This is a genomic window from Psychrobacter immobilis, assembly GCF_904846185.1.
GTDB lineage: Bacteria > Pseudomonadota > Gammaproteobacteria > Pseudomonadales > Moraxellaceae > Psychrobacter > Psychrobacter immobilis_B.
In genome coordinates, this window is sequence record NZ_CAJGZQ010000023.1 from 1 (window position 1) to 13,239 (window position 13,239).

At 43.2% G+C, this 13,239-nt stretch carries 7 protein-coding genes and 1 tRNA gene; 1 reads left to right on the plus strand and 7 read right to left on the minus strand.

What is annotated here, in order from left to right; genetic code table 11:
- Positions 1 to 108 precede the first annotated feature (108 nt).
- The 4 genes from JMW94_RS11880 to JMW94_RS11895 all read right to left on the minus strand — a co-directional run bounded on the left by JMW94_RS11880 (position 109) and on the right by JMW94_RS11895 (position 5,549).
- Positions 109 to 1,515, minus strand: a complete 1,407-nt coding sequence (locus JMW94_RS11880) for a hypothetical protein (protein ID WP_201604553.1) — start codon at positions 1,513 to 1,515, stop codon at positions 109 to 111.
- Between the two features lie 87 nt (positions 1,516 to 1,602).
- Positions 1,603 to 3,948, minus strand: a complete 2,346-nt coding sequence (locus tag JMW94_RS11885; RefSeq protein ID WP_201604554.1) for a TonB-dependent receptor — start codon at positions 3,946 to 3,948, stop codon at positions 1,603 to 1,605.
- A gap of 759 nt (positions 3,949 to 4,707) precedes the next feature.
- Complete coding sequence (locus JMW94_RS11890) at positions 4,708 to 5,148, minus strand: helix-turn-helix domain-containing protein (protein ID WP_265088322.1); 441 nt, start codon at positions 5,146 to 5,148, stop codon at positions 4,708 to 4,710.
- A 324-nt stretch (positions 5,149 to 5,472) separates the two neighbouring features.
- Positions 5,473 to 5,549, minus strand: a tRNA-Val gene (locus JMW94_RS11895).
- Positions 5,550 to 5,857: 308 nt separating this feature from the next.
- Between JMW94_RS11895 and JMW94_RS11900 the strand changes: the two genes are divergently transcribed.
- Positions 5,858 to 6,835 (plus strand): glutathione S-transferase family protein, encoded by a 978-nt coding sequence (locus JMW94_RS11900; RefSeq protein ID WP_201604555.1) that lies wholly within the window; start codon positions 5,858 to 5,860, stop codon positions 6,833 to 6,835.
- Between the two features lie 104 nt (positions 6,836 to 6,939).
- On the opposite strand, the gene hemB is transcribed toward JMW94_RS11900, so the two are convergent.
- The 3 genes from hemB to JMW94_RS11915 all read right to left on the minus strand — a co-directional run bounded on the left by hemB (position 6,940) and on the right by JMW94_RS11915 (position 13,227).
- Complete coding sequence (gene hemB, locus JMW94_RS11905) at positions 6,940 to 7,947, minus strand: porphobilinogen synthase (RefSeq protein WP_109589282.1); 1,008 nt, start codon at positions 7,945 to 7,947, stop codon at positions 6,940 to 6,942.
- A 241-nt stretch (positions 7,948 to 8,188) separates the two neighbouring features.
- A complete protein-coding gene (locus JMW94_RS11910) occupies positions 8,189 to 10,000 on the minus strand; it encodes an efflux transporter outer membrane subunit (RefSeq protein WP_201604556.1) in 1,812 nt (603 codons plus the stop codon).
- Entirely contained in the window at positions 9,997 to 13,227 is a 3,231-nt protein-coding gene (locus JMW94_RS11915) for an efflux RND transporter permease subunit (RefSeq protein ID WP_201604557.1), read from the minus strand. The genes JMW94_RS11910 and JMW94_RS11915 overlap by 4 nt, the downstream gene beginning before the upstream one ends.
- Positions 13,228 to 13,239 lie beyond the last annotated feature (12 nt).

Here is a 13,239-nt window from a genome sequence, read left to right on the forward strand (position 1 = left end):
CTGATCTAAATCCTATCGAGAATAAGTGGGCACAGGCTAAATTTCTACGCCAAGGATGGATGGAAAATAATCTGCCTAAACTATTTCATGATATGGGCTGTATCGATTTTATATTAAACTGACTATATGTTCATCATCATGCCCAGCTTTCACACCAAACCAAGTCACATGAGAGGGTGTGAAATTCAGTGTTATTTTTGACTCGATTTTACCATCATGAGGATCAATCTCGATAATTTGCTGGTTTGAGTCATCCATCATATAAACCATTTGCGTGTTTGGGTTAACAATAAATGAGGGAACCGCTTTGCCTTCGATGCCATTAGGGAAAACATTTAATACGGCGGTTTGCTTATAATTTTGTGCAACATCGAGTATATATAGTTTGCCGGTATCATCGAGTAGCATTAAATGCTCTCCATGGGCATCAAAATCATAGCTGACAATACGGCGACTGCTGTCTGTTGTCCAGACAATCGGTGTCATGTTTTTACTGACAGGATCAACACGGTAAGGCTGTCCACAAGCAGTGCCAATGACATAGTCATGATGGTGGTTAGTGATGAATGAGCCAATTCGAGCAGGACTACTGCTTGTACTATCACATTGAATATTGGTTAGGCTGCTGGGATAGGTAATTTTTTCGGCGCTGAAAATGTCTCCGGTTTGTTTGACGCTTAAGACGCCATCGCTACAGGCAAAGATGCTGTAATCGGTCATGCTGCCACTGCCATGCAACCCCATGCATTTTGTCTCAAAGGTTTGGCTTATATGATAGTCATCACCATGCTGTTCAAATACAGAGAGCGTATCAGCCAGTGAGCTACCGGTTGTCTGATAACGCTGTGAGGCAATCACATAATTGCCTCTAGGTTCCGCTGTACCGTGCATGCTGGTATTAAGCTTTTGATAAGGCAGTGTACCGTCAGCTATACCGGTATCTGTTACAAGTACAAATCCAGCTTCTTGTACAGGGTTTTCTATGGGATTGCCTGTCGCACCTAAGCCGTCAAAAAACAGCCCTGCTTGTTCTCCAAAAGTTTGAAAATGTACTGGGCGGGTATAGTTGAGCTGTAATGGCATTTTTGCCGCATCACGAGCATATGGGTGATCATGATCGCCATGGTTTTCAATATCAAGCCCACTATGATAAAAATTGACCGCGTTGTTAGTACGATCCATGATGACGGCGTAATGACCATCTGGACTACTTTGTACGGCATCGGCTTGACCTGTCAAAGGTAGGGTTTGTATCACTTTATCTTGAGCAAGGCTATAAATGTAAGCTTGACTGCCATCTTTTGCAGTGATGAATAAACGACCTTGTTCCATTTCAGTGCTGACAGCAGATTCATCATCATGGTCATGATCGTCTCCATGGTCGTGGTCGTGTTCTGAATCTATGATTGGTGTTTTCCTATCATCTGATGATCCGCAGCCGCTAAGTGCTGAAACGGCGATTAAAGAAGAGAAGGCGAGCGCGATGGCACGGCTCAAAGGATTTATTTGATTCATAAAGGACTCCAGTCATAAGTTATGAGGCTTATGACAATTGATTAAGGATTGCTAGTTACAAGTGACTAATGAAAAGAGAGTAGGCTGTTAGAAGTTATAGGTGATACCTGCGTTTAATGAGCGTTCTGGCATTGTCACTTGTTCAGCCAAATAAGAGGCATGATTATAAGCAAGCTCGTTCAGAATATTTTCGACTTGAAAAAAAGCGGTGTAATCATGAGCGCTCGAACTGTGATAGACAAGCTTGGCATCAACCATGTTGTAGCTAGGCGTATTGGTTTCAAAATCAGCAATGTGATCTTGCTCAAAACGATGGTATCCAGACAGCACCAAGTCAAACTGACCAAATTGAGAGGTAATATCACCACCAATACGGGGCGCTACCAATCTTGGTGCGTATTTCCGTGTAAGGCTTGTATCATCTAGCGTGATGAGCGCAATGTCGGCAAAGCTGCCAATACTAATATTGTCATTAAGATAATAGCGTGATTGAATTTCACCACCATAATGTTTGGCATCGCTTTGGACATAATCCACTAAACGAAAACCAGCAGACTCTCCTTCAGTGGCAATGTCTTGAGTTTTGGCATAAATATAATTTGTACTGTCGTTATAAAAGACAGAAATACTACTATCAAAACGATTGCCATTGTCGTAACGCAAAGTGAATTCTACGCCATCAGTAGATTCTTCCTCTAATTGCCCATTGCCACGCTCCCAAGTATTGGTTGCAAGATGGGCGCCATTAGAAAATAACTCTTGTGGAGAAGGCAATCTTTCAGAATGACTGATTCTGGCTGACAACTGCGTATTAGGCGTAAGATATTTGCTACCTTCTAAACTGACAGATGTTCCGGCATGTGTTTTTTCGATGTTATTGTCGTTATCTATTAGATTTTGAAAATCTTGACGACCGCCAAACTCAATATACCAAGGACTTTTGCCTTGTTTTCTTAAAATACTAGACGTATCGAGGGGAGCACTGGTGGTAGCCGTTGTCTCACCATGATTATGACCAGCATGGGCATCACTTGCAGATAATGATTGACCTGCAAATTTATCAGAATTCTGTATTTTTGCGCCAAAATAATCTGGCGTGAGTCGTTCAATAAAGAACAAACCGACCTGTGTACGATCAGTTTGCGGCAAATAACCTTCTAGCCCAACAGCAGAAAACCGGCTGTTTGTGTAATCTAGACCGACCACACCTTTCATAAAGCCTAGATTGCCTGTTTTATACGTGCTATGTGTGGCTTGAGCTTGAGCACTAATGGCTTTGTTTTCAAAAGTTGTGCCCACAGCGCCTTCATCTATTTCATCGTGACGATAATCGGTATAGCTGAGTTTCGTATTGATGCTATCGACGCCTATCATGGGTAATTTTCGCTCTGCATGGAGCTGATAGACGTTTGACATCATATCGACATAGGGCGCTTCACCATGATCGTGGTCATGTTCGTGATCCGCCTCACAGCTCAGTTGGTTGGTCAGTACGCTATCAGGTGAGCATTCATTATGCACATGAAAGGGCAAGCCATATTCTGAGGATAGGCGCTGATATGATGCACCGATATAGCCCATATCAGTCACATAAGACAAGACAATGCTACCATTGTCTTGCGTGTACCAACTGTTGGCAATCTCATCGGTATCCAAATGTGGTACTTGGATATTGCCTTTATCCGTCTTTTGGTAATACCCACTCCATAGCCAGTTTTCACCGATACTGCCATTGAGTTCTGCATAACCCAAATAACCGTCTGTGGCTTGTTGACCAATCAATGCCAATTTTCCGCTGATGTTTTTTTGTCGCCTCTCCTTAGGGATAGTGTCATTGACGATATTGACCACACCGCCTATAGCACCGCCGCCATACATCAACGCTGACGTGCCTTTGATTACTTCAACTTGTTTGGCACCTAGTACAGGTACCGCCACTTGATGGTCTGGTGAGATTTGTGACGCATCTTGTACGCTCAAACCATTTTGCATGACTTGGACGCGCGGTGCGCTTTGCCCTCGAATAATGGGTTGGCTCGCACCTTGCCCAAAACTATCAGTAGACACGCCAACTTCATTTGCTAGTGCATCACCAAGCGTACTGCTTGTCTGAGTAGTGAGCGCATCGCCAGTAACAATACTGGTTGCGGTTGCCATTTCATTCGCTTGTGGCAATAAAGGGTTAGACGTCACCACTATGGTGTCTAGAGTCACCGAAGGGTGGGTCGTATCAGGAGAGTTTAGGTGAAAAGATGAGGATGTCATAGGTTTGATATCTACCATCGTATCCTTCGCATTTACTGACAAACTTGCCATACCTAAAGCTGTCGTTACTGAGAATACAGTCGTTACCCGGCGAATACTAAAATTAACTGAAGACACAGAAGTATAATCAGGTTCTCTTAATCTGTTGATATGAAAAATTGGAGACATGAGATTACCAAAATAAGAAGTTATATAGGGATAAATAACGATAAGAGTAAATATTTTCGTTATGTTATAATATAACATAAAGATATACAAACTTTATATTTTAGTAAGGTGTGCATATTAGCTATGCTTGCACGAGGTAACTTCAATATTTGACTTTCTTTGTGAGTGATAAATGTGACAGTCATTCAATGAATGTGTTGGTACTGACATAATAATGAGTATGTCAAAAGTTAGAAAAATGAATGTGTTAAGAACTATGGTTCAGGAGAATATCAATCATAAAAAGCCTTATAGATCTCTGGTCAATGAATTGATACGTCTGAAATATAGAGCACTTTGTAAGCCAGTCTCTGAAGAAACAAGAAATAAAAAGTAAGAACGGTAGGCAATAAATCAACAATAGATCGTCTGGTCTAATGACAGTTTGCAGGGATTCAGCACCAGAGTTTAGGATTTCATATGGCTGAAGATGTTATGTTTTGGAAGTTTAAAATCAACTTTGAGTGATAACTTGAATAAAAAATAGCTAGTTTAGCTTTAACGGCAGTTGCGAAGAACAAACATCGTATGAAGGGGCAGGCTTTAGAGTAGGTTTGTCTTTATTTACGAATGCTATTCTATACGTTTGGCGCAATTGAATAGCTGGCTGTAGGCTATTAATATCAGTAATCTAGATTTTTTGGATAATCGCAGTGTATTTGTTAAGCAGTTCAATATTCTTTGAGTAGTCTAGTCACCTAGTAAAATCGGCTCTATTGCTTATTTATGCAAGGTGTTACCTTTAATAGCGCCAGTGGCTGCTAGATTCATTAGACGTCGAAACCTCGGACACTCTAAGTGGCTAGGCGCTGTACAAGTTGCCGCATGTTGCAGTCCAACACGCATGGCGCTTAATTTTTGAATCGTTTCATCCAGTTCAGAGGCTTTGTTCAGCAACAAATCTCGATCAACATCTAGGGTTTTTCCAAACCCTAATATCCCAGTAATCTCATCCAATGAAAACCCTGCAACACGTCGTAAAGCAATCAAGGACATACACTCTAATATATCTTTGCTGAAAACTCGGCGGATACCGTGCCGACCAACAGAGCGAATTAGGTATTTTTTCTCATAAAATCGTAACGTTGAAGCAGGAACACCAGACTGTTTAGCACCCTGCGAAATATCTATAATGCCCACTTGACTTAAAATTGTATGCAATCATCACATTGATATTGAAACTAGTAAGAGAGTCATCATGGATAACGTCGTTTTTATAATATTAATCGGTATTGGTGCTACCGCTGTGATGGACTTATGATCATTACTCAGGAAGTATTTATTTAATATTCCACTGAGCAACTGAGCAACTGAGCAACTGAGGAATGTTGAGGCGTTGGATTGCTTACATGGGTCAAGGGCAGTTCCGTCATGACGCTACTGCAAAATCTAATACTATTCATGGTGATCTTTTTATTGGGTGGAGAGCCAATATTTTACAGACAAAAAAAGCCCCAATCTCACGATTGGGGCTTTCTAAATATTTGGTAGGCATAAGCAGACTCGAACTGCTGACCTCTACCATGTCAAGGTAGCGCTCTAACCAACTGAGCTATACGCCTATTTAGGTTGAGTATTCTATCAAGTTTTTGAGACTTTGCAAGCTTTATTTCTAATAAATTTTTTTATTAGCATAATAATGATTATCACACTTTATACTAAATGACTTTTAATATTTTTTTTATGTAGTTATATTAAATAGTGATTGAAATCGGTTTATTTTTTTATTGTCAGTAGAACTACAAACCCTAATAGCTAGGCAGTATATAACTGGTATCATTCTCAAAATAAAGTGAGGATTGTGATAATAGTTTCACAGTACTCATAGTTCACAAAAATTATATCAAAATAGAATGTTGAGGAGAGCGGAATGGGTCTATTGGTTGATGGTCAATGGCAAGACAAATGGTATGACACAGAGGCGAGCGGTGGACGCTTTGAGCGAGAAGATGCCGGTTTTAGAAATTGGGTCACGGTCGATGGCAGCGCCGGCCCATCAGGTGCTGGCGGTTTTAAAGCCGAAGCTGATCGCTATCATTTATATATCTCGCTTGCATGTCCTTGGGCACATCGTACCATTATTTACCGTCAGCTCAAGGGTTTGCAAGACCTGATTTCGTTGTCAGTGGTGCATCCATTTATGGGCGATAAGGGCTGGACGTTTGCAGAGGGCGAGGGCGTGATTGCTGATCCTATTGTAAATGCTAATTACTTATATGAGATTTATACGGCGGCAAAGCCTGACTATACAGGACGCGTGACGGTGCCCGTATTATGGGACAAAAAAACCAATACCATCGTCAGTAATGAGTCCTCTGAGATCATTCGTATGTTTAACTCAGCTTTTGATGAGGTTGGGGCACTAGCAGGTAATTTTTTACCAACCGAATTATTAGCAGAAATCAATGCAGTTAATGAGCTCGTTTATTCTGCGGTTAATAATGGCGTTTATAAAGCAGGATTTTCGACCACACAAGAGGCTTATGAAGAAGCGGTGACGGAGCTATTCGATGTATTAGAGACGCTAGAGGCACGTTTGACAGACCAGCGTTATTTGCTAGGCAATACGATTACTGAGGCGGATTGGCGCTTATTTACTACGCTGGTGCGTTTTGATGCGGTATATGTCGGACACTTTAAATGTAATATTCGCCGTATTGTTGATTATCCCAATCTTTGGGGCTATCTGCGTGATTTATATCAAGTGCCAGGTATTGCAGAGACGGTAAGCATCGATCATATCAAGCAGCATTATTATACTAGCCATGCCAATATCAATCCCACGCGTATCATTCCTGTTGGTCCAGTGCTTGATTTTAATGAGCCACACGAGCGTACACGTTTATAATTTTTAGTGAAGTTTTAATATAAGGCAATAAAAATCGCGCCAGCTGCTTGATCACAGTTGGCGCGATAGATTGACGGTATAAATAAAAAGCTGCTTAATTTATATTACGCATTATTCAACTGACGAGCGGCTTCTAGCGCAAAATACGTCAAAATCCCATCAGCGCCTGCACGGCGGAAACCAATCAACGATTCTAAAATCACCGCGTCGGTTAGCCAACCATTTTGAATCGCAGCCATATGCATCGCATATTCGCCAGACACTTGATAAGCAAAGGTCGGTACGCCAAAGGTATTTTTAACTTCACGAATAAGGTCTAGATACGGCTGACCCGGCTTAATCATGACCATGTCTGCACCCTCGGCTATGTCCATAGCCACTTCATGCAGCGCTTCAGCACGATTACCGAAATCCATCTGGTACTGTTTCTTGTGTCCGCCTTTTAGGTTGCCAGCACTGCCGACTGCATCACGGAACGGGCCATAGTATGCAGAAGCATATTTGGCAGAGTAAGCCATGATAGCGGTATTCACAAAGCCTTCGGCTTCAAAGGCGTCACGCATGGCTTTGATACGGCCATCCATCATATCACTAGGCGAGATGATATCAGCACCAGCGCGAGCGTGTACCAATGCTTGTTTGACCAATACTTCAACCGTTTCATCATTAATCACATAGCCTGAATCATCCAGCAGTCCATCTTGACCGTGCGAAGTATAAGGATCTAACGCCACATCGGTCATTACTACCATTTCAGGCACAGCATCTTTGATCGCTTTTACGGTACGAGCAGTAAGGGCATTTTCATCATAAGCTGATTTACCGTCGGGTGTTTTTAAGGAATTATCAATAACAGGGAAGATGTCGATGGTAGTGACGCCTTCGCTTAATAATTCTTTGGCATAGTTGATCAGTAGGTCAATCGATAAGCGTTCAACGCCTGGCATACTAGCGATTGCTTCGCGCTTGTTTTTGCCTTCTAGTACAAAGACAGGGGCGATAAAGTGCTTAGGATGCAGCTCAACTTCACGAATCATCGCGCGTACGTTATCGTTGTAGCGTAATCGGCGTAGACGAGTTTCAGGGAATTGACGGTTAAAGGTATAAGTCATGATTTGTCCTCATTAGATTTTAGTCATTGTTATTTATCAGCTTGATTAAATAAGCTGTTTTGAAGCATATGTTTTTTTATATCACGGACATTAATAAGTGGATAAAAGTATGTGTAAGCTAATTTGTCTACTATAACTAAAAGCGCCTTACAAAAGCAAAAAGCCCTACCAAGTCGGTAGGGCTTTTTGTACTTATCGACTATCAATGTGAAGGAATTCACCTCACACTATTTATGAGTGTTTAAGGCTCAACGATCTGCGTGACCGGTACTTGCTCAACGCTGGTTTCGTTATACGTCGTCTGTTTGGTAACGACTCCTATGGCAGCATCTTTTTTGCCATCATTATTGACATCAACGACAGCGGTTGGCTCAAAAGTGGCCGTTTCCGATGGTTGCGCTTGTTTAATGGCATTTGCTTCTTGTGCAGAAGCAACTCGCGCTGAGCTAGCCGCATCGATAGCATTTGCCGCTTTTGCTTTATTGCTATTGGCAGGTAGATTCACTAGTTGCACTAAGTTTTTATGCGGTACAGGAATCGCCGTTGGTACATCCAGATTGGCACCGCCACCCAGCACTTGGTATAGCTCGACTTGGCTCACAATTTTTTGTAGCTCTAAATCCAAAATACCTTGCTGCGTTGAGAACAATGAACGCTGTGCATCTAGTACATCTAGATAGTTGGCAATACCTGCTTTAAAGCGTGCATCTGCTATCTGGAACGTTTGTTCAAAGTTATCTTGTAGACGGTATTGTGCTTCGAGCTGCTCACCCAATGTGGCTCGTGTCGCGAGTACGTCTGACACTTCACGGAATGCGGTTTGGATAGATTTCTCGTAGCCTGCGAGCGTTTGTTCACGCTCAATTTTAGCCACATCGTAATTGGCATCTAAGCGACCAGCGTCAAAGATAGGCACGCTAATGCTTGGACCAAACGACCAACCGACAGCGCCGCTTTTGAATAAGTCATCTAAACTGCCGCTACTAACCCCAATGCTACTGGCTAAGCTGATAGACGGGAAATAAGACGCGCGTGCCACTTCGATATTGGCACCAGCGGCTTTTAGGTTGTATTCTGCTTGCAGTACATCTGGGCGATAACGTAGCAACTCACTTGGTAAGCCTGCACTAAATATCTGCTGGCTAGTGATGTTGCTGACTGCTGGTGTTGGAATTAGATTGGTTGGAATCGGTCCACCCACCAAGAACTGCAAGGCGTTACGTGATTTTAAAATGCTGCTTTGTGCCCGTAGGACAGCAAGTTTGGCATTTTCTAATGATGCACTGGCTTGCAAAGATGGCAGCTTCGGATCAATGCCTGCTTCAAAGCGTTTATCAGCAATAAACAGGGACTTTTCACGACTTTCAACCGTGGCTTCTGCCAGCTTTAACTGCGCTAAGCTATAGCTCAAGTTGGCATAGCTCTGAGCGATATTACTAATCAAGCTGATTTGGGTCGAATCTTTGGCCGCTGTAGTGGCTAAGAAATTCTGTAGCGCTTGATCTTTTAAGCTAGCAATTTTACCCCAAAAGTCCAACTCGTAATTAGCCAAGCCTAGGTTGACGTTATAAGAGCCACTGGAGTTTTTATTTTTTGCGTTTTGTGCTGAGCGAGTGTATCCACCACTACCATTAATCGCTGGTAGATCATTAAGATCGGTAATTTGATACTGTGCGCGTGCTTTCTCGATTGCTAAACGAGCACTCTCAAAATCTTTGTTGTTCTCTAGCCCTAAAGCAATCAAGCCCTTTAAGCGCTCGTCACTATAAAAATTCTGCCAGCGTTGACCCGCAATACTTGCTTGATCAGCGCTACTAACCGTTTCTTTATCGAATGCCCCATAGGTTTGTTCGATAGGGATATTTGGCTCAGCAAGCACAGGGCGCATATCTGCTTTTGGAATCGTGTTACAAGCAGCCATGCTCATCGCTAAAACGGTCAAGCCGATTAGGCGACCAGCATTTCTGCGCATATGTGAGCACGCTGGTTGCGCAGTGATAGCAATATTTGCTACCGCTGCTGAGTTGGTGTTATATGTTTTCTGAGCACTCATTGTGTATTGTCTCCAAAGCTTGCAGGCTGATAATTCTCAGAAGGCGTTGGGTTTTGCGGGTCAGGCGTACTATTATCATCATCTTTATCATTTGGTTTATTATTCTCGTATTTGTACGGGAACATACTACGTACCCAAATATAAAACATGGGAATAAAGAAGATACCTAACAATGTCGCGGTCACGACGCCACCTAGTACACTGGTACCAATGGCATTTTGACTGCCTGAACCAGGACCTGTGGCGATAAATAATGGCACAACACCCAGTCCAAAGGCAAGCGAGGTCATGATAATCGGGCGCAAACGTTGACGCGCGGCTGTCATGACGGCTTCTCTCAGACTATAGCCTTCCTCTTGGTGCTCTTTTGCAAACTCAATGATCAAGATAGCATTTTTAGCGGATAGACCAACGACTGTGAGTAGACCTACCTGCAAATAAATATCGTTATTAAAGCCACGTAGCCAAGTAAAGATGACTGCACCTAACACCCCAAGTGGAATGACCAATAGCACAGAGAAGGGGATAGACCAGCTTTCATACAAGGCTGCTAGACATAAGAATACCACCAAGATTGAAAGCGCGTATAGCATCGGCGCTTGAGCACCTGACTTTTGCTCTTCAAGTGACATACCCGTCCACTCATAGCCCACACCTTCGGGCAGATTCTCCATCATTGCTTCCATTGAACTCATCGCTTCACCCGTACTTAGACCGGGTGCAGCACTACCTTGAATATTCATCGATGGTAAGCTGTTATAACGGGTCAGACGCGGTGAGCCAGATTGCCATTCGCTGCTAGAGAAAGCATCAAATGAAATCATTTCACCTATATCGTTACGCACATACCACTTGCCGATATCTTCAGGATTAGTACGACTGCTCGGTTCACCTTGGATAAAGACGCGTTTAATACGCCCACGATCGACGAAGTCATTAATATAACTTGAGCCCCAAGCGGTAGAAATAACGCTATTAATACTAGCAAGTGACAAGCCATAAGCAGCAGCTTGCTCTTGATTAATATTCACTTTTAACTGCGGTGCATCTTCTTGACCATTTGGACGAACGCCTGCGACTTTGTCGTTTTGCGCAGCCATGCCAAGCAGCATATTACGTGCTTCGAGTAGACCCTCATGTCCAAGGTTACCCGTGTCTTGAATCATTAAGTCAAAACCACTGGCGTTACCAAGTTCGGTAATGGCTGGCGGTACAATCGCAAATACTTGGGCTTCATTTAATTGGGTAAAGAAGTAACCCATGGCGCGATCAGCGACAGCCTGTGCAGTGTTTTCTTCACCGGGACGATCAGCCCAATCCGATAAACGTACAAAGGCCAGTCCCATATTCTGCCCTTGTCCTGCAAAACTAAAACCTGCAATCGTAAAGACTGAAGCGATATTATCGCCTTCTTGGGTACTGTAATAATCACTGACTTTATCGAGCACTTCTTGCGTTTCATCAAGCGTCGCGCCAGCAGGTAACTGAACCAAGGTAAACATAATACCTTGATCTTCTTCTGGTAAGAACGAGCCGGGAATACGTAAGAATACCACTGCCATAATACCGATAATGGCAGCATAAAGAATTAAGTATAGCCACTTCAAGCGGAAACTTTTGCCAACTAAATTCTCGTAACTACGACTGACTTTATAAAACGAGCGGTTAAACCAACCAAAGAAGCCTTTTTGCTCTTCGGTATTGCTCTTATCATGGCTCTTACTACGTTTTAGTAAGGTTACACAGAGGGCAGGGGTAAAGATAAGCGCCACTAAGGCCGACAGCACCATACTGGTAATCAAGGTGATAGAGAACTGACGATAAATCACACCTGTTGAGCCACCGAAGAATGCCATCGGTACGAATACGGCAGATAGAATCAGCGCAATACCAATAACGATTTTACTAATCTCGCCCATCGATTGTACGGTAGCATCCTTAATAGAAATATCAGGATCTTCTTCCAAGATACGCTCGACGTTTTCGACGACGACGATCGCATCATCGACCAACAGACCGATGGATAGTACCATTGCAAACATGGTCAAGACGTTAATACTAAAACCAGCGATGTAAAGTACAGCGAAGGTGCCAAGTAGTACGACAGGTACGGCAAGAGTAGGAATGATAGTCGCACGCCAGTTCTGTAAGAAAACGAACATAACGATAAATACGAGAACAATTGCCTCAAGCAGTGTCATAACCACTTGTTCGATAGACAAGCGCACAAATGGTGTGGTGTCATAAGGGATAACGGATGTTAGACCTGCTGGGAAGTTTGCTTCCAGCTCTGCCATACGAGCCCCAACGGCTTCACGAGTTTCCAGTGCGTTTGCACCACCTGCCAATGAAATACCAAGACCAGCTGCTTCTTTACCATTGTATAGCGACACTACGCCGTAGTCTGCACTACCAATCTCAACCTCTGCCACATCACCTAAACGCACTTTTGCGCCAGCGGTATCGGTTTTTAATAGAATGTTTTTAAATTCATCAGGCGTTTGTAGGTAGCTTTGAACCGTGACAGTCGCATTGATAACCTGTTGACTGGTATCAGCAGGTGCTTGACCTAGCTGACCGGCAGATACTTGGGCGTTTTGTGCACGTACTGCCTCAACTACATCCGCTGGCACCATATTATAGCTACGTAAGCGCGCCGGATCTAACCAAATGCGCATGGCATAAGCAGAACCGAAAACTTGTACTTCACCAACACCTTCCACACGGCTTAACTGGTCAACAACGTTTGAGTTGACATAATCGGCGATATCCGCACGATCCATACTGCCATCTTCAGAAATAAAACCTTGCACCATTAAAAAGCTGCTAGAGGATTTATTAACGTTGACGCCTTGACGCTGTACCGACTCGGGTAGTGAGCTCATGGCGGCTTGGAGTTTGTTCTGTACCTGTACCTGTGCAGTATCAGAATCTGTACCATTTTCGAAAGTGAGCGTAATGGATGCAGCACCATTCGAGGAGCTCGATGACGACATATACATCAGCCCATCAAGACCCTTCATGCGTTGCTCAATAATCTGAACGACTGAATCTTCAACCGTTTGAGCATTAGCACCAGGATAGCTTGCGCTGACTGAAATCGTCGGTGGTGCAATACGTGGATACTGCTCAATCGGTAAGTTAATGACCGATATCACCCCGATGAGCATGACTAAAATAGCCATAACCCATGCAAAAATAGGGCGATTAATAAAAAAACGTGACATAGTATATTCCTA

What these genes read in the sequence shown, in the direction of transcription:
- JMW94_RS11915 (WP_201604557.1), bottom strand. Translation starts at nt 13,227, where the DNA reads ATGTCACGTTTTTTTATTAATCGCCCTATTTTTGCATGGGTTATGGCT.
- JMW94_RS11885 (WP_201604554.1), bottom strand. Translation starts at nt 3,948, where the DNA reads ATGTCTCCAATTTTTCATATCAACAGATTAAGAGAACCTGATTATACT.
- JMW94_RS11910 (WP_201604556.1), bottom strand. Translation starts at nt 10,000, where the DNA reads ATGAGTGCTCAGAAAACATATAACACCAACTCAGCAGCGGTAGCAAAT.
- JMW94_RS11880 (WP_201604553.1), bottom strand. Translation starts at nt 1,515, where the DNA reads ATGAATCAAATAAATCCTTTGAGCCGTGCCATCGCGCTCGCCTTCTCT.
- hemB (WP_109589282.1), bottom strand. Translation starts at nt 7,947, where the DNA reads ATGACTTATACCTTTAACCGTCAATTCCCTGAAACTCGTCTACGCCGA.
- JMW94_RS11900 (WP_201604555.1), top strand. Translation starts at nt 5,858, where the DNA reads ATGGGTCTATTGGTTGATGGTCAATGGCAAGACAAATGGTATGACACA.